Source organism: Aureimonas mangrovi (assembly GCF_014058705.1).
GTDB lineage: Bacteria > Pseudomonadota > Alphaproteobacteria > Rhizobiales > Rhizobiaceae > Aureimonas > Aureimonas mangrovi.
Genome location: NZ_CP059692.1, coordinates 3,332,884 through 3,355,684 on the forward strand (window position 1 = coordinate 3,332,884; position 22,801 = coordinate 3,355,684).

The window sequence follows — 22,801 nt, forward strand, 5'->3', positions numbered from 1 at the left end:
CGTCATACCTGATAGGTGAAGAGGAGGTCCTTGGCATCGATCTGATCGCCGGCCTTCACGAAGACGGCCTCGATCGTGCCGTCACGTTCGGCGTGGAGCGCGGCTTCCATCTTCATCGCCTCGATCGAGAGGATCACGTCGCCGGTCTTCACCGCTTGCCCCACCGCCACCGCCAGCGTCGAGACCACGCCCGGCATCGGCGCACCGATCTGGGCGGCATTGCCGGGCTCGGCCTTGGCGCGCGCGGCAGAACCGTTGCCTGCGGAGCGATCCGGCACCTTCACGCGGCGCGGCTGACCGTTCAGCTCGAAGAACACCGTCTTCTTGCCCTTTTCGTCCGTATCTGCCGTGCCGAGGCACCGGATGACGAGCGTCTTGCCGCGCTCCAGATCGACCAGGATCTCCTCCTCCGTCTCGATGCCGTAGAAGTAGTTCGGCGTCGGCAATGTGGAGACCGGGCCGTAGAGATCGGCCGCCGCCGCGTAGTCGACGAAGACCTTGGGGTACATCAGGTATGAGGCGAACTCGGCGTCGGTGATTTCGCGGCCGACCTTCTCCTGCGCCGCCGCCCGCTCGGCACCGAGATCAGCGTCGGGGATCAGCGAGCCCGGCCGCACCGTGATCGGCGCATCGCCCTTCAACGCCTTCTTCTGCAGACCTTCCGGCCAACCGCCGGCCGGCTGGCCGAGATCGCCTCGCAGCATGGCGACGACGCTTTCCGGGAAGGCGATCTCGCGCGCCGGGTTCTCGACATCGGCGACCGTGAGGTCCTGCGCGACCATGGTCAGCGCCATATCGCCGACGACCTTGGAGGACGGCGTAACCTTGACGATGTCGCCAAACATGGCGTTGGCCGCCGCATAGGTCTTGGCGACCTCGTGCCAGCGCGTCTCCAGTCCCAGCGAGCGCGCCTGCTCCTTGAGATTGGTGAACTGGCCGCCCGGCATCTCGTGGAGGTAGACTTCGGAGGCCGGACCTTTCAGATCGCTCTCGAAAGCGGCGTACTGGGTGCGCACCGCCTCCCAGTAGAAGGAAATCCGGCGGATCGCGTCGGCCGAAAGGCCGGGGTCGCGCTCCGTGCCCTTCAGCGCCTCGCAGATCGAGCCGAGGCAGGGCTGCGAGGTGTTGCCGGAGATCGAATCCATCGCCGCGTCCACGGCGTCGACGCCCGCCTCCACGGCTGCCAGAACCGTCGCAGCCGAAATGCCGGAAGTGTCGTGCGTGTGCAGGTGGATCGGCAGACCCACCTCCTCGCGCAGCGTCTTGACGAGCGTGCGGGCGGCGGCCGGCTTCAGAAGCCCCGCCATGTCCTTGATGCCGAGGATGTGGGCGCCCGAGGCCTCCACCTCCTTGGCGAGCGCGACATAGTATTTGAGATCGTATTTCGGGCGGGCGCTGTCGAAGAGGTCCGCCGTGTAGCAGACTGCGCCCTCGCAGAGCTTGCCCGATTCCACGACCGCGTCGATGGAAACCCGCATGTTCTCCACCCAGTTCAGGCAGTCGAACACCCGGAATAGATCGACGCCGCCCCTGGCGGCCTCGGCAACGAAGCGCCGGACCACATTGTCCGGATAGTTTGTGTAGCCGACGCCGTTCGAGCCGCGCAGCAGCATCTGCGTCAAAAGGTTCGGCGCGCGCTCGCGGATGAGCGCCAGGCGCTCCCACGGGTCCTCGGTGAGGAAGCGCATGGAGACGTCGAAGGTCGCCCCGCCCCAGCATTCGAGCGAAAGAAGCTGCGGCAGACCGCGCGCATAGGCCTCGGCGACGCCGACGATGTCGTGCGTGCGCATGCGCGTCGCCAGCAGGGACTGGTGCCCGTCGCGCATCGTCGTGTCGGTGACGAGAACCTCTTTCTGCGCGCGCATCCAGTCGGCAAAGCCCTTGGCGCCCAGCGCCTCAAGCCGCTGGCGCGAGCCGTCGCGGATCTGGCCGTCGAAGATCGGCGCCACGGGCCGACGCGCGTCGGCAGGCGGGCGCGGGCGGTTCTTCGTCTCCGGATGGCCGTTGACGGTGACGTCCGCCAGATAGGTCAGGAGTTTCGTCGCCCGGTCGCGACGGCGCACCTGCGCGAAGAGCTCGGGCGTCTCGTCGATGAACTTCGTCGTGTAGGAAAGGTCGCGGAACTTCTCGTGGCGGATGATCGCCTCGAGGAAGGTGAGGTTGGTCGCCACCCCGCGGATGCGGAACTCGCGCAGCGCCCGGTCCATGCGCATGACCGCTTCCTCGGCGCTCGGCGCCCAGGCCGTCACCTTCTCCAGGAGCGGGTCGTAGAAGCGGGTGATGACCGCGCCCGAATAGGCCGTACCACCGTCGAGCCGGATGCCGAAGCCCGTTGCGCCGCGATAGGCGGTGATGCGGCCATAATCCGGGATGAAGTTGTGCTCGGGGTCCTCGGTGGTGATGCGGCACTGCAGGGCATGCCCGTTGAGCTTGATGTCGCCCTGCGCGGGAACGCCGCTCTCCGGCGTGCCGATCGCCGCGCCGTCGAGGATGTGGATCTGCGCCTTGACGATGTCGATGCCCGTCACCTCCTCGGTGACGGTGTGCTCGACCTGGATGCGCGGATTGACTTCGATGAAGTAGAAGGCGCCGCTTTCGGCATCCATCAGGAACTCGACGGTGCCGGCGCCGATGTAGTCTGTGGCGCGCGCGATCTTCAGCGCGTGGCCAGAAAGCTCCGCGCGGCGCGCGTCGTCCAGATACGGCGCCGGCGCGCGCTCCACGACCTTCTGGTTGCGGCGCTGGATCGAGCAGTCCCGTTCGAAGAGATGGACGACGTTGCCGTGCGTGTCGCCGAGCACCTGCACCTCGACATGCCGTGCCTTCTCGACGAGCTTTTCGAGGTAGACCTCGTCCTTGCCGAAGGCGGCCTTCGCCTCGCGCTTGCCTTCCGTCACCTCGCGGGCGAGGTCCTCCGCCTTGCGGATCGCGCGCATGCCGCGCCCGCCGCCGCCCCAGGAGGCCTTCAGCATCACCGGATAGCCGATCGTCTCGGCCATCCGCGCGACCTCGTCCAGGTCGTCTGGCAGAGGCTCGGTCGCGGGAACGACCGGCACGCCGAGCTCGATGGCGAGATTGCGCGCCGCCACCTTGTTGCCGAGCTTTCGCATCGTCTGCGCGGTCGGGCCTATGAAGGTGATGCCGGCGCCGGCACAGGCATCGGCGAATTCCGGGCTTTCCGACAAGAGGCCGTAGCCGGGATGGATCGCGTCGGCGCCGGAGAGCTTCGCGACGCGGATCACCTCCTCGATCGAGAGATAGCTCTCGATCGGACCTAGATCCCTGGCCAGATGCGGACCACGCCCGACCTGCCAGCTCTCATCCGCCTTGAAGCGGTGCAGCGCGTACTTGTCCTCCTCGGCCCAGATCGCGACGGTCTTCAGACCGAGCTCATTTGCGGCCCGAAAAACGCGGATCGCGATCTCGGAACGGTTGGCGACAAGGATCTTGCGGATCGGCATGCTCAGCTCTCCCCCATGCATGGCGGGGAGAACTATATCCCGACGCAGAACTTGTGCAATGCAACAAGCAGAGCGGCGCCAAGGTGGATTGCTAGAGCTGGAACGCCTTGAGGAGAGCCACCGGCAACGGATCGAGAAGATCGGCAAGCGCAAGCGAATCGCCTGCCTCGAACCATCCGTCGATGCTCAGCGCATCCTCGTATCGCCGCCCCGCAAGGTCTGCCGGCAGGCGCACCGCAGTGTCTCCCCAACGCGCGCCGACCGTACCGAGAGCGTCCGATCCCTCGAGGAGAGCCAGCGTCATCCGCGGCACCACGACGATGGCCGCGCGTCCCGCGTCGTCCGTGCGGGCGAAGGCGACCACATGGTCCGCGAGCTTGCCTTCGACGGCGAGCGGGCGATAGGCGCCCTTGGTGAAGAGATCCGGCGCAGCGGCACGGGCATGGAGGCCGGCCGCCGTCAGCTTCGCCTTCACGCGTCCGTCGCGCCAGCTCGCCAACGCCTCGGCCGGGGTCTGGCCGTCATCCATCGCCGCGACGCGCTCGCCGAAGTCGAACTTGCGGCGGTTGTCGGGATCCACGAGCGAAAGATCGTAGAACTCGGTGCCCTGGTAGATGTCGGGCACCCCCGGACAGGTGAGCTTGAGAAGCGTCTGCGACAGAGAATTGAGCGCGCCGGCCGCGACGAAGGGCTGGCAGTCGCGCCAGAAGGAGGCGAGCCAATCGCCGCTTTCGTTCGCGTCGAGAGCAGCCTCGACGAACTGCCGCAATCCCTCCTCGTAAGGCGCGTTGGGCGCCGTCCACGTGGTGAAGCGCTTGGCCTCGCGCACGGCCTTCTCCATGAAGGCGGTCAGGCGTACGGAAATTGCCGCGCGCGCATCGGCGTCGGCCGGATCGAAATCGGCCGGCAACACACCGAGGAGCGACTGGTAGAAGCCCCATTCGGTCGCAGGATCCGGTGCCGGCAGGCCCGTCGGGTGAACGCCACGGAAGGGCTCAAGCGCGGCCTTCGCAGCGTCGACGATCTCCGTCCAGCGTTCGGGCGCTTCGCTCAGGGTGTAGAGGCGCGCGCGCGCATCCTCGCCGCGCTTGGTGTCGTGCGTCGAACTCGCCATCAAGCCGAGCGGCTGGTCCTGAAGTCGGATCGCCATCGCTTCGTGAAACGCGTCGGCATCAAGGCCATAGTGATCGGGCTCGCCACCCACCTCGTTCAGCGCGATCAGGCGGTTGTAGCGATAGAAGACCGTGTCCTCGACGGCCTTCGCCATCACCGCGCCGGTCGTCTGCTGGAAACGGCGAGAGAAGTCGAGCGCGCCCGTGACGTCGCGTCCGTCCTCGAAATCGAGCTTCAGGAGCCGCCCCACGAAGGCCACCGGCTCGTCGGCCTCGACGCCACGCCGCGACTGGGCGAGTTCGACGGCGTCGTCGATGATCTCGATGTCCTTCGAGGGCACGCCGTCGATGCCGACATAGGTGCGGTAGACCGGCAGCGCGGCGGCGACCTCGACGATGGACTGCGCCATCGCGTCACGGCCGAAGTCGCGCGTCGCCAGCCCGTGCGCCGCGACGCCGAGCGCGAGGTCGGTGAGGACCGCGAGTTCGCCGGCGAGGTTGTGCGACAGGATATGCCGCTTCTGCCCGGCGATCATCTCGCGCAGATCCTCGCGCTCGCCGACGAAGCCCTCGTAGCCGGCGGTCATCTCGATCTCGCGGGAGCCATCGACATAAAGGCCCGACAGCGCCGTGATGAATTCGTAGCCCGTCGTGCCCTCGATCTCCCAGGAGGCACGAATGCGTTCCGGGCCGGTCAGGATCTTCTCGACATGGATGACAGGCTCCGCGCCCACCGCCGAGAAGGCTTGGCGCAGATCGAGAAGGTAGTTCTTGGGGTCTGCGACGCCGTCGACATGGTCGATGCGGATGCCGTCGAGCCGCCCCTCGCGCGCGAGCTTGACCACCGTGCGGTGGCTCTCGCGGAAGATGCGCCGCATTTCCTGGCGCACGCCGATGAGTTCGGCGATCTCGAAGAAGCGGCGGTAGGAAAGCTTCTCACGCGCCAGCCGCCACCAGGAGAGCCGCCAGCCCTGCGCCTCGTGCAGCGCGTGGAGCGCCGCGCGATCTCCGTTGACCGCCTCGACCGCCTTGTCGAGAGCGCTGCGGAAGGCAGGCTGGCCGAGGAGTTCGGCGAAGCGCTCGGCGAGATCGTCCCCGTCTGCGGGCACGGCGGCGGAGAAGCGGCGCACGAGGCGGTCGCGTTCGGGATGATCGAGGAAGCCGAAGACATGGCTCAGCGTGCGCGGATCGATCGGCAGCGTATAGCCGGCGGCATCGAAGCGCAGCTCGCCGCGCTCCTCGTCGAAGAGCACCGAGAGTTCGCCATCGTCCAGCGCCTCGCCATAAGGCTTGCCGAGGATCGGGATCAGGATCTTCTCGGCTTCCCAGGAGATGTCGAAGGTCTGCGCGTGGCGCGAATCCTTGCCCCAGCGCAGGACGTCCTCCCACCAGCCGTTGCGCGGCGAGACGCCCATGTGGTTCGGCACGAAATCCAGGATAAGGCCGAGGTCGCCGGCGCGCAGCGCGTCGCTCATCGCCCGGAAACCTGCCTCGCCGCCGAGATCACTCTCGAACGCGTTGTAGTCGACGACATCGTAGCCATGCGTCGAGCCTTCCGAGGCTGCAAAGACCGGCGAGGCATAGAGGTGGCTGACGCCGAGCGTCTTCAGATAAGGCACCAGGCCCTCGGCCTCCGCGAAGTTCGTGCCCTCGCGGAACTGCAGGCGATAGGTGGCGACGAGCGGGCGGGTCATTCGGCCTCCGGCCTTTCCTCGCGCAGGGCGCGGGCGATCATCTGGAATCGGGTGTTGTCGGCCACGGCCTCGAGCGGCAACTCGCAGCGGATGCGCCAGTTCGGATATTCGTCGGTAGTGCCCGGCAGGTTCGGCTGGCGCGTGGCGCCGATCATGTCGTCGAGCTGCACGGCGAAAAGCTGCGAGTTCGTTCGCGCCGCGAAGCGATGGATGGAAACGGCCATCGCTTCGCTCAGCTCGTCCTCATCCTCGGCCGGCAGGCCCTCGCGGGCGAGCGCGTCCAGGAGATCACTGCGGTCGCGCCCGCGCTCGCGCAGGCTGCGTTCGGTCGCCGCCTCGTCCTGCCGCCCCGCCTCCTGGCGGAGCGTGATGTCGGAACCCGTCCACCAGCCGGCCAGCGTCGCCAGATCGTGCGTCGAGATGCAGGCGAGTGAGCGCTGCGGATAGGCGCCGGGCGCAAGGAAGCCTTCCCCTTCCCTGCGCTCAAAATAAAGCACGCGATAGGAAAGGATGCCGGCCGCCTCCGCAGCCGGTCGGAAGCCAGCCGGCACCGTGCCCAGGTCTTCGCCGATGACGACGCAGGCGTTGTCCTGCGAAGCTCGCGCCACCGTGTCGATCATCGCGCCGAGCGGATAACGGACGTAGCCACCGTCGCGCGAGTGGGCGTGCGTCGGGATCCACCAGAGCCGCGCAAGCCCCATCGCATGGTCGATGCGCACCGCTCCGGCATGAGCCATCAGCGCGCCATAGGCGTCGGCGAGCGGGCGATAGTCCCGGGTCGCCAGCGCCTCGGGCGAAAGCGGCGCGAGGCCCCAGTCCTGCCCGTCCGAATTGAACATATCCGGCGGCGAGCCGACGCGCGCGTCGGGCGTGGTGAGTTGCGGATCGGCCCAGGTGTCGGCGCCATCCGGCGATACGCCGACGGCGAAGTCGAGATAGAGGCCGAGGCTCATGCCGGCGGCGAGCGCGCGCTCCTGCGCGTGGGCAAGCTGACTGTCGGCGACGAACTGTAGCCATTCGTGGAAGCGAATTTCGGCGGCGTTGTCTCGCGCGAAGGCCGTCGCGCCTTCGCCGGCCAGATGGTGCAGGTCCTCCGACCAACCGTGCCAGCCGGTGCCGTTGCCCGCCGCGACCTGCGCGGCCGAAATCGCCTCGAACAGCGCGAAGTTGCGCAAGGGCGCGCCGCCCGCCGTGCGGAACGCCTCGAAGGCCTCGTCAACCGGCTCGTCCAGCCGGTCATAGAGCGTGCGGAGGAGGCGACGTTTCAAGCTGCCCGCCGCCGCATAATCGACAAGGTCGCCGCTCAGCCGGTCGAAAAGCGCCGGCTCGGCAGCCTTCAGCTCCGCGATCGCCGCCTCGCCGCCGTCCAGCCGGTCGACCGCGATGTAGAACGGGTTGATAAAGCGGCGCGTGGAAGGCGAATAGGGACTGTAGCGGCCGGGATCAGCCAGGAACAACGCGTGCAGCGGATTGACGCCGACGAAGTTCGCACCCGCCTTCGCACCGATCTCGGCGAGCGCCGCAAGATCCTCGAAATCGCCGAGGCCGAGACTGCGCGCCGAGCGCAGCGCATAGAGCTGGCAGGTCACACCCCAGAGGCGTTTCTCGCCGGGAAGCGCGCAGACGAGCGTGGCCGCGTGCGGCGCCTCGTCGAAGCGCCCGCGCGCGCCCGCCTCCGGGTCGATGCCGAGAACGCGCAGGAGCCCGGCCTTCGCCTCGTCCGAGATCGCCTTGTCCTCGCCGAGTTCGGAGATGTAGCGCGTCTGGATGCCGTGGCTCGTCGCCAGTTCGTCGAGACGATCAGTCATCCTTGAAGACCTCGACGAGATAATCATCCGCCATTAGGAAGCAGACCGAATAGCCGGGCACCACGCCCTTCTGCAGTTCCGCGAAGTTGTGGACGTGATTGGCGAAGATCTCGCTCGCCGCAGCGATGGCGGGCGAGAGCAGCCCGTTCTCAATCTCCCACGGATCGTCCGAGAGATTGGCGAAGAGGTGCCAGACCTTGCCGGGCGCCAGTTTCCAGGCGACGGCGAAGGCACGCCCGTCGACCAGCGCCGAGCCGCAATCGCCGGGGGCGTGCTCCAGAAGCGGAAACAGGTGCTCGGCGCGGGCGGCCAAAAGCTCCTGCGTCACCTGCAGGCGGCGCTTATTGACCGGCCGCGCGAGCTGAGTCCAGTCGATGCGCGAGGTCTGGAAGGTCGCGGGGTCGTTGGGGTCGGGAAACACGGCGCGGGCGCGAGAATCCTGGAACGCCGCGAAGTGGCTGAACTCCTCCTTGCGGCCCTTGGAGACCGCTTCGCCGAGTTCGCCGTGGAAGTCGGTGAAGAAGCAGAAGGAGTTGCAGTCGCCGAACTCGTCGCCCTGGAACATCAGCGGTATCTGCGGCGACAAGAGGAGGATCGGCACGAGGCAGTCATGCGCGCGGGCCGAAGCAAGGGAGCGCAGCTTGTCGCCGAAGGCGCGATTGCCGATCTGATCGTGGTTCTGGATGAAGTTGACGAAGGCCGTCGGCGGCAGATGCGCCGAAAGATGGCCGACCTTCTTGCCGCGATGGCTCGAATCGACGCCCTGATAGACGAAGCCGCTGGCGAGCGCGGTCGCCATCTCTTCGGCGCTCGTCGGGTCGAAGTCCTTGTAGTAACCTTCCTGCTCGCCCGTCGCGAGGACGTGGGCGGTGTGATGGAAGTCGTCGTTCCACTCGCCCGAGACGAGCGGGATGGCGCCCTCCGGTCCGCGTTCGATGTGCCAGACGATGTTGCGGTCGTCCTCAGTGGTGATGTGGACGTGCCGGTCGGTGACATGAGCGCGAACGCGTTCGGCCAGTTCCTGAACGAAGGGTGTTCCACCATCGGTATCCTTGATGGAGTCGATAGCGTCGAGCCGCAGGCCGTCGATCCGGTATTCCTCGAGCCAGTACAGCGCGTTCTCGATCATGAAGTCGCGCACCGGCTTCTCGTCATAGGCGATCGACGGACCCCAGGGCGTCGGGATCTCGGCATGAAAGAAGTCCGGCAGGTAGGAAGGGATGTAGTTCCCGTCCGGCCCGAAATGGTTGTAGACGACGTCGAGAAAGACCATCAGTCCGCGCTCGTGCGCCGCGTCCACCAGACGCTTCAGCCCCTCCGCGCCGCCATAGGCCTCGTGCGGGCAGTAGAGGAGCACGCCGTCGTAGCCCCAGCCGCGCCGACCGCCGAACTGGGCGACGGGCAGGAGCTCGATGGCTGTGATTCCGGTCGCCTTCAAATGGTCGAGCCGTGCGACGACGCCGTCGAACGTGCCTTCCGGCGAGAAGGTGCCGGTGTGCAGTTCGTAGAAGACGCATTCGTGCCAGGGCCGGCCCTTCCAGTCGCCCGTGCGCCAGACATGGGCGTTCGGGTCGACGAGACGCGACAGGCCGTGGACATCGGAAAGCTGCGCACGCGCCGCCGGGTCGGGCACGACGTGGCCGTTGTCCACCCGGAAACCGTATCCGGCATTCACGGGAACCTCGGTGGTGACGATCTCCCACCACCCGTCCTCGCTCCGCGACATCGGCATCTGCGTGCGGCTGCCAACGCCTTCATGGATCAGCTCTACGCCCTTGGCATGCGGCGCCCAGAGGCGGAAGCGCGTGCCCGCAGGGTCATAGCGCGTGCCCCAGCATGTCTCGAAGGCAAATCGCGTATCGTCCATTCTCGGAATATCCCTTCACCGCCGGCCGAGGGCCGGAGGTCATCGCCTGCGTTGTCGGGAGTGCCCCGCCTCGTCCAGCGAGACATGGAGCGCTGCACGGCGGACGGGAACCGTCCGCCGTGCGCAAATTCGCGGCGCGGCGTCAGGTCGCGTCGGGCTGCTGGTCCTTGGCCAGTTCCTCGCTGACGCCGGCCTGCGCCGCGAAGCCGACACGACCATGGACGAGATCGTGGATGAAACCGAGCTTGCTGACGACGAGCGGTGAGAGGACGAAGGGATAGACGTCCTGCAGGCCCATCGAACGGTTCAGCGAGTTCAGCGCCGAGGAAAGCGCTGTCCACGCTTCGGCGATCTGATCGATCGTCGTCGCGTCGTCATATACCTTGAAGTCCAGGTCCGTGGTCAGGATGCCATCGCGGTCGAGCCGCGGATGCAGCGTGATGCCCCAGGAACCGCCGGTCTCCAGCGAATCCACGATGTGGAGATAGTGCGCCCAGGTCTCGGCGAAGTCCTCCCAGGGATGCGCTCCCGAATAGGAGGAGACGAACTCGTTCTGCCAGTTCGCCTTCGGACCGTTGGCGTAATGGGCCTGCAACGCCTGACCGTAATCGGCGGAATCGTCACCGAAGACGGCGCGGCAGGCATCGAGCGCCCCACCGTCGCGCACGAGGCGGTCCCAGTACCAATGGCCGATCTCGTGGCGGAAGTGGCCGAGGAGCGTGCGATAAGGCTCTCCCATGGCTGAGCGGCGCTTCTCGCGCTCCGCGTCGTCCGCCTCGGCGAGCGCAATGGTGATGTGGCCGCGGTCATGGCCCGTCATTACGGGCTGGCCGTCGCCCACATCTTCGAGGAAATCGAAGGAGAGGCCCTCGGGGTTCTCCTCGCGCGTCATCAGCGGCAGGCGAAGGCGCAGGAGCGTGTAGATCAGCCGCTGCTTGGCGAACTCGATCTTCTGCCAGAGTGCGACGTTCTCCGGGTCTGAGAGGTCCGGGATCGTCTTGTTGAAGCGAGAGGCGATCGACAGGGTCTCCGAACTCTCGGCGTCGAGCAGCCAGTTGCAGACCCCGTACTCGTAGTTCGCGCAGTATTTCCAGCGCTCGCCGTTCGCGCCCCTGCCGACCGAGACCCAGAAGCCGGTCTGCGGGTCCGGCTCGAGCGCCAGCATCCGGTTTGACAAGGGCTCGTAGCCGAGCGCGTGCCCGCAGCGTTCGCACTTGGTGTTGTGGAAGTGGACGACCTGGTCGCAGGAGGGGCAGGAGAAGAGCTTCATGGCTCGATGTTCCGGGAGGAGGCGCGGCGCGCGTAAGGGTTGCGCGCACGGGTTGCGATGGGTTGGAAATCGCCCGGGCGGCATCGTGGTTCCCGTCCGGGCCCGGCCGCGACGAAATATTCACCGAGACGATGCCGCGCTGCATCATGCGTGCTTGCCGCCCCGGGCCGATCCGCTAATCTCCGCCCTCCGGCGAAGAACGAGAAGGCGGACGAAACGCACCGATGTCGATCCTGGCCAGCCTGAACCACGTCACGCATTACCGCTACGACCGGCCCGTGCGCCTCGGACCGCAGATCATCCGGCTGCGGCCGGCTCCGCACTCCAAGACGCGCGTGCCCTCCTATGCACTGAAGGTGCGGCCCAAGAACTATTTCATCAACTGGCAGCAGGACGCCTTCGGCAACTGGCTGGCGCGTCTGGTCTTCCCGGAGCCCGCCACGGAGTTCCGCGTGGAGGTCGACCTCATCGCCGACATGACGGTCTACAATCCGTTCGACTTCTTCGTGGAAGAGTACGCCGAGGCCTGGCCCTTCACCTACGAGCCGGTTCTGGCCGAAGATCTCGCGGCCTATCTCGGCCCCGAATCCTCCGCACCGGTTCTGATCGACTTTCTCGCCGAGCTGGACCGCTCGCAGTCGCATACGGTGGATTTCCTCGTCGGCCTGAACCGCCTCCTGTCGGAGCGCATCGCCTATACGATCCGCATGGAGCCGGGCGTGCAGACTCCGGCCGAGACGCTGACCAAGGGTTCGGGCTCGTGCCGCGACACCTCGTGGCTTCTTGTGCAGGTGCTGCGCCATCTCGGCTTCGCCGCCCGCTTCGTCTCCGGCTACCTGATCCAGCTCAAACCCGACCGCGTCTCGCTCGATGGGCCGAGCGGCACCGACCACGATTTCACCGATCTTCACGCCTGGGCCGAGGTCTACCTGCCGGGCGCCGGCTGGATCGGCTTCGACCCGACCTCCGGCCTGATGACGGGCGAGAGCCATATCCCCCTGGCCGCCACCCCGCACTACCGCTCCGCCGCGCCCATTACCGGTGCGGTGGATCCGGCCGGCGTCGAGTTCGAGTTCGACATGCGCGTGACGCGCGTCGCCGAGCGCCCGCGCGTCTCCTGGCCGTTCTCCGACGAGAGCTGGCAGGCGCTTGACGACCTCGGCCGCGCGGTCGACGCCGATCTCGCCGCGAGCGACGTGCGGCTGACGATGGGCGGCGAGCCGACCTTCGTCTCCATCGACGATTTCGAGGCCGGGGAATGGAACGCCGACGCGACCGGGCCGGCCAAGGCCGGGCTCGCCGACGAACTCGTGCGCCGCCTTCAGGCGCGCTTCGCGCCGGGTGGCTTTCTCCATCACGGCCAGGGCAAGTGGTATCCCGGTGAGACGCTGCCGCGCTGGACCTATTCGCTCTATTGGCGAAAGGACGGCAAGCCCATCTGGAAGAACCCGGCGCTGTTCGTGCGCGAGGCCGGCGGGAAGGAGGCGACGATCGAAGCGGCCGGCAGCCTCCTGCGCCGCGTCGCGCGCCGGCTGGGCGTCGAGGAAGAGAACGCCGTCCCCGCCTACGAGGACCCGGCCTACTGGCTGAGCCGCGAGGCGCAGCTTCCCGTGAACGTCGATCCGGCCGATTCCAAGCTGGAAGACGCCGAAGAGCGGGCCCGGCTCGCCCGCGTCTTCGACCGCGGCCTCGACAAGCCGTCCGGCATGGTGCTGCCGGTGCAGGAATGGCAGGCACGGGGGCGCCGCTTCCGCTCCGAGCGCTGGAAGACCCGGCGGGGGCGCATCTTCCTCGTGCCGGGCGATTCCGCCGTCGGCTATCGTCTGCCGCTTTCGGCCTTGCCGCACCTGACGCCGGCGCAATACCCCTACACCCACCCGGCCGACCCGATGCAGGACTTCGATCCCCTGCCGGAGCCCGAGGCGATCGGGCAGCCGCAGCCGCGCATCGAGCGTGCCGACGCGCCGGTCTGGCAGGCCCCGCCGAGCGAGGCGGGCGAGATCGAGGGCGCGGTGCGCACCGCGCTCGCCATCGAGCCGCGCGACGGCAAGCTCTGCGCCTTCATGCCGCCGGTGGAGACGCTTGAGGCCTATCTCGAGCTTCTGGCCGCCGTCGAGGAAGCCGCCGAGGCGCTCTCGCTGCGGGTGCGCATCGAGGGCTACGCGCCGCCCTTCGACCCGCGCGTCGAGGTGGTCCGCGTCGCGCCCGATCCTGGCGTCATCGAGGTGAACGTCCATCCCGCCGCCTCATGGGATGCGGCAGTGGCGATCACGACGGGCGTCTACGAGGATGCGCGACAGTCGCGCCTCGGCACGGACAAATTCATGATCGACGGCCGCCACGCCGGCACCGGCGGCGGCAACCACGTCGTCGTCGGCGGCGCGACGCCGTCCGATTCGCCCTTCCTGCGCCGGCCGGACCTCCTGAAGTCACTGGTGCTGCACTGGCAGCGCCACCCCTCGCTCTCCTACCTCTTCTCGGGCCTCTTCATCGGCCCGACGAGCCAGGCGCCGCGCGTCGACGAGGCGCGGCACGACCAGCTCTACGAACTCGAAATTGCGATGGACCACGTGCCGGCGCCCGGCGCCGGCGAAGCACCGCCGCCCTGGCTGGTGGACCGCCTGTTCCGCAACCTCCTCGTGGACGTGACCGGCAACACGCACCGCTCCGAAATCTGCATCGATAAGCTCTACTCGCCGGACGGGCCGACGGGCCGCCTCGGCCTCGTCGAGTTCCGCGGTTTCGAGATGCCGCCGGACGCGCGGATGAGCCTGGCCCAGCAACTCCTCATCCGCGCGCTGATCGCCAAGTTCTGGAAGGAGCCGCAGGACGGGCGCTTCGCCCGCTGGGGCACCAGCCTCCACGACCGCTTCATGCTGCCCGAATTCGTCTGGGCAGACTTCCTCGACGTCCTCGCGGACCTCGAACGGTCGGGCTATTCCGTGCGACCGGAGTGGTTCGCGGCGCAGTGGGAATTCCGCTTTCCCTTCTGCGGCAGGATCGAGCGCGAGGGCGTCTCGCTGGAACTCAGACAGGCGCTGGAGCCCTGGCACGTCATGGGCGAAACGGGCGCGATCGGCGGTACGGTTCGCTTCGTCGATTCCTCGGTCGAGCGCATGCAGGTCAAGCTGTCGGGCTTCGACCCCGCGCGCCACGCCGTCACCTGCAACGGCCGCCTCGTGCCGCTGCGCGAGGCCGGCACTGCCGGCGAAGCGGTGGCCGGCGTGCGGTTCAAGGCGTGGCAGCCGGCCTCGGGCCTGCACCCGACCATTCCGGTCCACGCACCGCTGACCTTCGACATCTACGACAAGTGGTCGGAGCGCTCGATCGGCGGCTGCACCTATCACGTCGCCCATCCGGGCGGGCGCAACTACGAGACCTTCCCGGTCAACGCCAACGAAGCCGAAGCGCGCCGGCTCGCGCGCTTCGAGCCGATGGGGCACACCGCCGGGCCGTTCACCCCGCCGTCCGAGCGGCCCGATCCCGCCTTCCCGCACACGCTGGACCTTCGCCGGCCGCCCCATCTTGCCAACTGACATGGGACTGCCTGCCAGCGCGGATGCGTTGCTCGACACCTATCGCACCCAGCCCGGCCGACGCGACGAAATGCTGCTGCCCGGCGGCGGCCTTGCACCGCATTACCGCCCGCTGGTGGAGGCGCTGGGCGCACTTTCGCCCGGTGAGCGCGAGGCGCGCTTTGCCGCCTCCACGCAGTATCTGCGCGAGGCCGGCGTCTTCTACCGCGTCTATTCCCAGGGCGAGCGAGCGGCCGGCGACGCGCGCCTCTGGCCGCTCTCGCATCCGCCTGTCGTTCTGGCGAAGGAAGAGTGGGAGGGCCTCGAGCGCGGCCTCGTCCAGCGCGCGCGATACCTCGAAGCGCTTCTGGGCGATCTCTACGGCGAACGACGACTGGTGCGCCAGGGCCTGCTGCCGGCCTCTCTTCTCGGCCGCAACCCCGAATTACTGCGCCCCCTCGCGCAACAGGGCCTTTCGGGCGAGCCACTCATCCGGTTCATCGCGGTGGATCTCGGCCGCGCGCCGGACGGTCGCTGGCGGGTGCTGGCGGACCGCACGCAGGCGCCTTCCGGCGCGGGCTTTGCGCTGGAGAACCGCGTCGCGTCCTCGCGCGCGCTGGCCGACCTCTCGCGCGAAATGAACGTCCGCCGGCTCGCCGCCTTTTTCGACGGTTTCCGCCGCACGCTCGCAGCGCTCTCCGGGCCGAACAGCGGCAAGATCGGGCTCCTTTCGCCCGGCCCCGGCAACGAGACCTATTTCGAGCACGCCTATCTGGCCCGCTATCTCGGCTTCCAGCTTCTGGAGGGCGGCGACATCGACGTCGCGCAAGACGCGGCCTTCCTGCGCACCGTAGAGGGGCCGGCCCCGCTCTCCGTGCTCTGGCGGCGTCTCGACGCGGACTTCGCCGATCCGCTGGAGCTGTTCTCGCGCTCGGCGATCGGCACGCCCGGCCTTTCCCGCGCCGTGCGCGCCGGGCGTCTGAGGCTCGTCAACGCGCTCGGATCGGGTCTTCTGGAGACGCGCGCCTTCCTCGCCTATGAAGCGGCGGTGGCCGAGGCTCTGATCGGCGAGACGCTCGAAATGCCCGGCCTTCGAACGCAGTGGTGCGGCGCGCCGGGCGACGCCGATGAGGGCCTTTCGCTGCAGCCCGCCTTTCCGGGAAAGGCGCCATGCGTGCCCGGCGATGCAGCGGGTTTCGTGCGGCAGGAGGAGATCGCGCTCTCCACCGCGCCCGTTTTCGACGGCGGCATCCTTTCGCCGCGCGCGGTTTCGCTGCGGGTCTTCCTCGCCCTCGGAGAGGACGGCTGGGCGGTGATGCCGGGCGGCTTCGCGCGGCTCTCCGGACATGACGGAACGCTTTCCATGCAGGGCGGCGGCCTTTCGGCAGATGTCTGGGTCGTCTCCGACCGCCCGGAACCGCCGGTCACCCTCCTCGGCGATGCGTCGGCCACGCGGCGGCGTCTGCCCGGCGCCCTGCCCGCCCGCGCAGCCGACGATCTCTTCTGGCTCGGGCGTCTGACGGAGCGCACCGAGGTCGTCGCGCGCCTCGCGCGCATGGCCGAGGGCCGGCGACGGGAAGGGGCGGCCGATCATGAGCTGACGGCGCTCATCGAAGGCTTTGTCGGCGGCCCCGGCGATCCGCGCGGCGCGCTTCTCACCTTGGCGCGGCAGGCGCTCGACACGGCCGCACGCATCCGCGACCGTTTCTCGCCGGACGCCTGGCGGATGCTGGCCGAACTCGTCGCGCTTCTGGAGGAGGCGCCCGGGAACGAACGCCTATTCGGCCACGCGCTCACGCAGCTCGCAGGCTTCACAGGGCTCGTGCGCGAGAACATGTACCAGTTCACGGGCTGGCGCTTCCTGCAGCTCGGCCGCCAGCTCGAACGCGGTCTGACCACCGCCCATGTCGGCGCGCGGCTCCTCTCGCGCGAGAACGCGGAGGGGGCGCTGGAAGCGGTTCTGGAATTCACCGACAGCCGCATGACCTACCGCCGCCGCTTCTCGGTCGACCTGTCGCGCGAGGCGGTCGTCGATCTGTCGATCCTCGACCCCCACAATCCGCGCTCTCTCGCCTTTCAGGCGAACGGCGTGGAGGGCGGGCTGACGGGCCTTGCCGGGGAGACGACAGGAAGCGGCAAGCGGGCCGCGCGGCTCGCCGTGCGCCTGCGCACCGCCGCCGCGATCGAGGTCGACCCGGCGTTTCTCACGCGCATTGTGGGCGACTTCGCCGCGATCTCCGACGAGGTCTCGGCACGCTATTTCCGCCTGTCGGGCGGGCGGGACAAGATCCGATGAGATACGACATCCGCCTGCGCGTGGGCTATCGCTACGGTCAGCCGGTGAACAGCGCGCGGCATCTCCTGCGCGTCCGCCCGCGCGGCGATCGTGGCCAGACGGTCGAGTCCCTGTCGCTGACGTTTTCGCCGCAGCCTTTCGAGGCGGTTCGCGAGGCGGATTTCTTTGGCAACGCGACAGACCATCTGCGTCTCACCGGTGCGCATGACGCCTTCACCGCCGAGATGCGCGCTCGGGTGCGCGTCGAGCGCCGGGCACCCGCCCCGGCACCGGGCCTTGCCGCGATCGCCCAGGAGGCGCGCACTGTGCGCGATGCGGAAGGGGCGAGCCCCGTCCACCATCTCGGCCCGAGCCGGCTCGTCACCCCGGACCGCGCGATCACCGCCTATGCGCGCGGCGCCACGCAGGGTCACTTAGACGGCGCCGACGCGGCTCTGGCGCTGGCCCGCGGCATCCGCGAGGACTTCGCCTATGTTGCCGGTTCGACCGACGTCTCCACCAGTGTGGCGAGCGTCTTTTCGCAGCGGCGGGGCGTCTGCCAGGACTTCGCGCATGTAATGATCGCGGCCCTGCGCGGTCTCGGGGTCCCGGCCGCTTATGTCTCGGGCTTCCTGCGCACCGAGCCGCCGCCCGGCATGGCCCGCCTGGAAGGCGCTGACGCCATGCACGCCTGGGTCGACGTGTGGCTTGGCACAAGCGTCGGCTGGGTCGGCTTCGATCCCACGAACGGATGCATGGCGGTCGGGGACCACGTCATAGCCGCCATCGGCCGCGACTATGCCGACGTCGCGCCGGTGGACGGCGTGGTGACGACGACGGGCGCACAGAGCGCCTGGCACACGGTGGACATCGTGCCGCTCGATTAATTTCCAGCCGAGAGGCCCATCGCCCAGAAGTCCGCCTCCAGCCGGCAGGCGGTGGCGAAGGTCTCGCACAGCTCCGGCCAGCGCGGCGAGGAAGATGCGTCCGGGCCGAGCAGCCGCGCGCCGAGACGCTCGGCCAGCGCCGCGACAACGGCGCACGTCTCCCGGTACTCCTCGCCGGCATAGGTCGCGACCCACTCGCCATAGGGCCCTTGCGTGCCGTGCTCGGCGGCAAGGCGCGCGCCGATCTCGCCGTAGCCGAGCACGCAAGGCAGAAGCGCGACGAGGAGGTCGAGCCCGTCGCCCGCCATGCCCCGGTCGATGACGTAGCGCGTATAGGCAAGGTTCTGCGGCGCCTCGCGCGTCGCCCCCAGCGCCGCCTCGTCGATGCCCTCCCGCGCGCAGATCTCGACATGCAGGCGCGTCTCGGTGTCGACGAGCGCGTGGACCGTCGCGGCGCAGAGGCGCATCTCCTCGAGACGCGTCGACTTGAAGGCGAGGAGCGACCACGCCCGCGCGAAGTGGATCAGGAAAACGTAATCCTGGCGCAGATAGTGCAGGAAGGCCGCCCGCGGCAGCGTGCCGTTGCCCAGCCGCTCGACGAAACCATGCCGCGCATAGGCGCTCCAGTCGTCACCCGCCGCCGCGCGCAGCGCCGCAAAGAGCGGGGAGCCGAAATCGGGGGCGGCTGGCTGATGGGCTCTCATCGCGTCTGTCCTTTCGGGCGCGGGCGATGAAAGGCGCGCTTGCGCCTCTCGACTCCCTCCGCCGGCATGATCCGGTTCAGGTTCCAAGGGTGCTTCTCAGCCCGCGCTTGCGGACGCCCCCGTCGACGGGTTCAACCTATCGCGGCAGGCCGTGTATGGCCACCGTCACGAGACTGCCGAAAGAGGGCGGCAGGATCGCCCGATCACAGACGAAAGGACCGCCATGCGCCCGCTCCTCCTCATCGCTCCCGCCCTCCTCGCGACCCCCGCGCTCGCGCAGGAGGCCGGCAAGATCAAGTATTTCGGGGACTGGGTGGTCGGTTGCGACAACCGCTGGGACTGCACCGCCATCGGCCTCGCGCCCGAGGCCGCGCCAGCGCCCGCCTATCTGAAGATCACGCGCGAGGCGGGCGCCGAATCCGGCCCGGACGTTTCCGTCGCGATCCTCGACGATGCCGGCGAAGGCGGTACGATCGAGCTGTCGTTGACGGGCGGCGAGGCCCTGCCCGTGATGGAACTCGACGCGGAGCCCGGGGAGGGGAGCATCGTCTCGGCCGCGCTCGGTCCGGTCGATCACGTCGCCTTCATCGACGCACTGTTGCCCGCGCAGACCCTCGATGTCTCGCTCGGCGAGACCAGCGTGCCCGTCTCGCTCGCCGGCATCTCGGCGGCATTGCGCTACATGGACGCCATGCAGGAGCGCGCCGGCACGAGCGGGGCGCTCGTCGCGAGGGGCGACCGCCCCGCCGACACGATCCCGCCGACGCCACCGGCCGTCACCGTCGATGCCATGACCCTCAGCGAGGTTTCAGAGCCCGGCGAACGGCCCGAGGGCCTTCCCGAAAGCGACGAATACTGCCCCGAGACCGCCGGCGACTACGTTCTGGAGGCCGAGGACGGCACGCGCCTGTGGGGCGTGTGCTCGAGCGCGGGCGCCTACAACATCTCCTACGATTTCTCGATCGTGCGCGAAGGCGAGGTCACGCCGGCCGATTTCGGCCCGCAGGGACAGGGGATGTCGCCCGATGGCGACCAGCGCTCCACGCTGGTCAACCCGATGCTGGCCGAGGACGGCCGCACGTTCGAGGCTTTCGCACGCGGGCGCGGCATCGGCGACTGCGGCTCCTACACGCGCTTCGCGTTCACCGCCGACGGCCCGGCTCTGGTCGAGCAGTCCGTGATGGGCGAGTGCCGAGGCGTATCGCCCGACGACTGGCCGGTGCTCTACCGGGCCGAGCTCTCCAGCGAATAGGGCTCGTCGAAGAAGGCTTCCTCGTAGTTGACGCCCTCCCCGCCGCGATCGACCACGAGGAAGTCCGACGCTTCCTCCAGCGCGATCAGCGGGTGGTGCCAAGTGCCGGCGGCGTATGACACGCCCTTGCTGCCGTCGCAGAGGAAAGCGACGGGCGCGCCCGGACGGCCGTCCTCGTCGGGCGCGACGACGACGAGGAACGGGCGCCCCTGAAGCGGTACGAAGGCCTGGCTGCCGAGCGGGTGGCGTTCCAGCATCTCCACCTTCAGGGGCAACTCGAAGGGCTTGCCCCTGAAGATCGAGATCAGCGCGCGGCCGCCGCCGAGCTCCACCGGCGCGATGTCATGGAAGCGCGTGGTGGAGCCGCCGTTGATGAGCTGTATTTCGCTGGCGTTGTCCGGCTCGATCACCTCGCCGAAGGGGCGGAAGGCATCGGCCGTCAGTTCCTGCGCGACGAGCCTGCCGCTCATGCCTCGCGCCGCCCGAAGAGTCGCAGGCGCGAGACGCCGCCATCGGGGAAGATGTCCAGCCGGACATGCGTGACAGGGCCAAGCGGCTCGACGGTGGTGATCTCGATCTGGTCGTCGGCGGAAAGCTTCGTTTCGGTCACGAGGAGCGGCCAGTCGGCCGAGGCCTCCTCGATGACGTCAGCGGAGGGATCCGAGCCGAGGCGCTTGGCGCGCAGGGTGAAGCGATCGGGGAAATTTCCCTTGAAATGGCGCGTATCGATATGGACGCGCTCCACCGTGCCCGCGGTGCCAAGCTTCAGGACGCACCAGTCGTTGCCCGGCACGCGGCGCCGCGCTGTTTCCCAGCCGTCGGCCATGACGGGCGCGGTGCCCGGCGCCAGCATGTTGGCCGGATGGCCGTAATGCGCGTCGTTCCATGCCACCGCCGTGCCGCCGTTGAGGAGCGAGGCGAGGTCCACTTCTTCCTGCGGCGAGACGTCCGCCCAGTCCTTGGCGACGGTGCCATAGACACGCAGCCGCGCGACGCCACCGTCCGGGTGGATATGCAGGCGCAGCCAGCGCCACGGCCCGCGCTCGGCGATGTCGAAGAGATTGTGCGAATCGCCCTTCAGCGCGGCCTTGGGGACGATGGTCGTCCAGTCGCCCTCGCCCGGCTCCTCGACCGTGTCGGCCGCCTCGATCTCGGCGTGCGGCGGGAAGTTGCCGGTGAAGAAGGAGGTATCGATGTCGATCGCGTGGATGACGCCGCGCTGGCCGAGCTTCACGAGCGCATGGTCGTGGCCCGGCACGCGCTTGCGGCGCGATTCCCAGCCGTCCATCCACTTGCCGTTGTCGTCGAAGCGGTCCGGGTAGAAGAGTGCCGGCCCCGGCTGGATCATACGCGCCTTGTCGGCGAAGAAGTCGTCGGTCGCGAAAGTCACCTGCGTGCCGAGCCGCGGGTGGGCGAGGTCGACGAAGCGCTTCAGAAGCTCCTCGGCTTCCGGCGCGGGCGCCGCCGTGATGAAATTCTCGCTCAATTCGTCCCTCCGAAGATCGCCTGAATGCGCAAGGCGGCGATCTTTTCGACCTCGCGGCACGCGGTTGCAAGCTCTTCCTCGGGCGTGGCGTCGATCCGTCGCTCGAAGGCGGCGAGGATGTCGCTCTTCGTCAGCCCACGAACCGCGATCACGAAGGGATGACCGAAGCGCGCCTGATAGCGGTCGTTGAGCTCGGTGAAGCGGGCGTGTTCCTCGGCCGTCAGGCTGTCGAGCCCGGCGGAAGCCTGCTCCGACTTCGATTCCGCCGTCAGCCCGTCGGACATCGCGAGCTTGCCGGCAAGGTCCGGATGGGCGCGCAGGACTGCGAGACGCTCCTCGCCCGTCGCGCGACGGAAGGCAGCGTTCAGCGCGGCCGAGAGGCCGGGTGCGGCGTCGTTCGCGTCCGAGAGGCCGCGATCGAAAGCCCGCTCGGCAATGAAGGGTGAATGCTCGAAGACGCCGCCGAACATGTGGAGAAACACGTCGCGCTCCAGCCGACTCGGCCGAAGGCCCGCGCGATGCGGGAAATGCTCGCGCCAGTGCCGCGCGATCGCTGCGCGCGTGGCGACCCAGACGTCGTCATGGCTCTGTACGTAGTCGAGGAAGCGGGCGAGCGACGCTGCCCGGCCCGGCCGCCCGACGAGCCGACAATGCAGGCCGACATTCAGCATCTTCGGCGCGCCAGCCTTGCCCTCCGCATAGAGGACGTCGAAGGAGTCCTTCAGATAGGCGAAGAACTGGTCGCCCGAACTGAACCCTTGCGGCGTCGCGAACCGCATGTCGTTGGTGTCGAGCGTGTAGGGCAGGACGAGCAGCGGGCCGGAGCGCGTCTCCTGCCAGTAAGGCAGGTCGTCCGCATAGGCGTCCGAGGCGTAGAGAAAGCCGCGCTCGGCAGCGAGTTCGAGGGAGTGTTCCGAGGAGCGACCCGTGTACCAGCCGAGCGGCGCCTCGCCCGTCACGGCCTTGTGGATCGCGATCGCCTCGTCCATGTCGGCGCGCTCCGCCTCGATGGTGTGGTCCCTGTAGTCGATCCATTTCAGCCCGTGCGAGGCGATCTCCCAGCCGGCGTCGCCCATCGCAGCGACCTGCTCGGGCGAGCGTTCCAGGGCCGTCGCGACGCCGTAGACCGTGACGGGCATCGCACGCTCGGTGAACAGGCGCCAGAGCCTCCAGAAGCCGGCGCGCGCGCCGTATTCGTAGATCGACTCCATGTTCATGTGGCGCTGGCCGACCCAGGGCTGCGCCCCGACGATCTCGGACAGGAAGGCTTCGGAGGCCTTGTCCCCGTGCAGGACGGAGTTCTCGCCGCCCTCCTCGTAATTGATGACGAACTGGACGCAGATCTTCGCGTGGCCCTGGCCGGACGGGTTCGGCCAGCGTGGATTAGGCGTCTTTCGGCCATAGCCGCGCATGTCGCGGGGATAGCGGTCGGGCATGTCGGGGCCTCCGTCGTTGAGGCCCGTAGCGATA

Annotated in this window: 13 protein-coding genes and 1 riboswitch; of the genes, 4 read left to right on the plus strand and 9 right to left on the minus strand. The window is 68.4% G+C overall.

Features of this window, described 5'->3' with window-relative positions:
- Positions 1-2: 2 nt before the first annotated feature.
- The 5 genes from pyc to H1343_RS16170 all read right to left on the minus strand — a co-directional run bounded on the left by pyc (position 3) and on the right by H1343_RS16170 (position 11,212).
- Positions 3-3,461, minus strand: a complete 3,459-nt coding sequence (gene pyc, locus H1343_RS16150; RefSeq protein WP_185983843.1) for a pyruvate carboxylase — start codon at positions 3,459-3,461, stop codon at positions 3-5.
- Between the two features lie 91 nt (positions 3,462-3,552).
- The gene (treY, locus tag H1343_RS16155; RefSeq protein ID WP_185983844.1) at positions 3,553-6,267 is read right to left on the minus strand and encodes a malto-oligosyltrehalose synthase; all 2,715 of its coding nucleotides are present in this window, start codon (positions 6,265-6,267) and stop codon (positions 3,553-3,555) included.
- Positions 6,264-8,075, minus strand: coding sequence for a 4-alpha-glucanotransferase (malQ, locus tag H1343_RS16160; protein ID WP_185983845.1), 1,812 nt, complete (start codon positions 8,073-8,075; stop codon positions 6,264-6,266). The genes treY and malQ overlap by 4 nt, the downstream gene beginning before the upstream one ends.
- A complete protein-coding gene (treZ, locus tag H1343_RS16165; RefSeq protein ID WP_185983846.1) occupies positions 8,068-9,942 on the minus strand; it encodes a malto-oligosyltrehalose trehalohydrolase in 1,875 nt (624 codons plus the stop codon). The genes malQ and treZ overlap by 8 nt, the downstream gene beginning before the upstream one ends.
- A gap of 142 nt (positions 9,943-10,084) precedes the next feature.
- Positions 10,085-11,212 (minus strand): zinc-binding metallopeptidase family protein, encoded by a 1,128-nt coding sequence (locus H1343_RS16170; RefSeq protein WP_185983847.1) that lies wholly within the window; start codon positions 11,210-11,212, stop codon positions 10,085-10,087.
- A 224-nt stretch (positions 11,213-11,436) separates the two neighbouring features.
- Here H1343_RS16170 and H1343_RS16175 point away from each other — a divergent pair, with 224 nt between their 5' ends.
- From H1343_RS16175 to H1343_RS16185, 3 genes are read left to right on the plus strand one after another with little or no spacing between them, the layout of a single operon-like run.
- Complete coding sequence (locus tag H1343_RS16175) at positions 11,437-14,748, plus strand: transglutaminase family protein (protein ID WP_185983848.1); 3,312 nt, start codon at positions 11,437-11,439, stop codon at positions 14,746-14,748.
- The gene (locus H1343_RS16180) at positions 14,738-17,023 is read left to right on the plus strand and encodes a circularly permuted type 2 ATP-grasp protein (RefSeq protein ID WP_246333164.1); all 2,286 of its coding nucleotides are present in this window, start codon (positions 14,738-14,740) and stop codon (positions 17,021-17,023) included. The genes H1343_RS16175 and H1343_RS16180 overlap by 11 nt, the downstream gene beginning before the upstream one ends.
- Positions 17,020-17,889 (plus strand): transglutaminase family protein, encoded by an 870-nt coding sequence (locus H1343_RS16185; RefSeq protein WP_185983849.1) that lies wholly within the window; start codon positions 17,020-17,022, stop codon positions 17,887-17,889. The genes H1343_RS16180 and H1343_RS16185 overlap by 4 nt, the downstream gene beginning before the upstream one ends.
- On the opposite strand, the gene H1343_RS16190 is transcribed toward H1343_RS16185, so the two are convergent.
- Positions 17,886-18,593 (minus strand): TenA family protein, encoded by a 708-nt coding sequence (locus H1343_RS16190; RefSeq protein ID WP_185983850.1) that lies wholly within the window; start codon positions 18,591-18,593, stop codon positions 17,886-17,888. The genes H1343_RS16185 and H1343_RS16190 overlap by 4 nt on opposite strands.
- Positions 18,594-18,629: 36 nt before the next feature.
- Positions 18,630-18,724: riboswitch (TPP riboswitch) on the minus strand.
- A gap of 92 nt (positions 18,725-18,816) precedes the next feature.
- Between H1343_RS16190 and H1343_RS16195 the strand changes: the two genes are divergently transcribed.
- Positions 18,817-19,845 carry a DUF1176 domain-containing protein gene (locus H1343_RS16195; RefSeq protein WP_185983851.1) on the plus strand — a complete coding sequence of 343 codons (1,029 nt, stop codon included), beginning with the start codon at positions 18,817-18,819 and terminating at the stop codon, positions 19,843-19,845.
- Here H1343_RS16195 and H1343_RS16200 read toward each other — a convergent pair.
- From H1343_RS16200 to puuE, 3 genes are read right to left on the minus strand one after another with little or no spacing between them, the layout of a single operon-like run.
- On the minus strand, positions 19,818-20,315 hold the full coding sequence (locus tag H1343_RS16200; RefSeq protein WP_185983852.1) for an ureidoglycolate lyase: 498 nt from the start codon (positions 20,313-20,315) through the stop codon (positions 19,818-19,820). The two genes, H1343_RS16195 and H1343_RS16200, sit on opposite strands and share 28 nt — an antisense overlap.
- Positions 20,312-21,331: an allantoicase gene (alc, locus tag H1343_RS16205; protein ID WP_185983853.1), complete on the minus strand. Its 1,020-nt coding sequence runs from the start codon at positions 21,329-21,331 to the stop codon at positions 20,312-20,314. Before alc ends, H1343_RS16200 begins: the two co-directional genes overlap by 4 nt.
- Positions 21,328-22,767, minus strand: a complete 1,440-nt coding sequence (gene puuE, locus H1343_RS16210) for an allantoinase PuuE (protein ID WP_185983854.1) — start codon at positions 22,765-22,767, stop codon at positions 21,328-21,330. Before puuE ends, alc begins: the two co-directional genes overlap by 4 nt.
- Between the last annotated feature and the right edge of the window lie 34 nt (positions 22,768-22,801).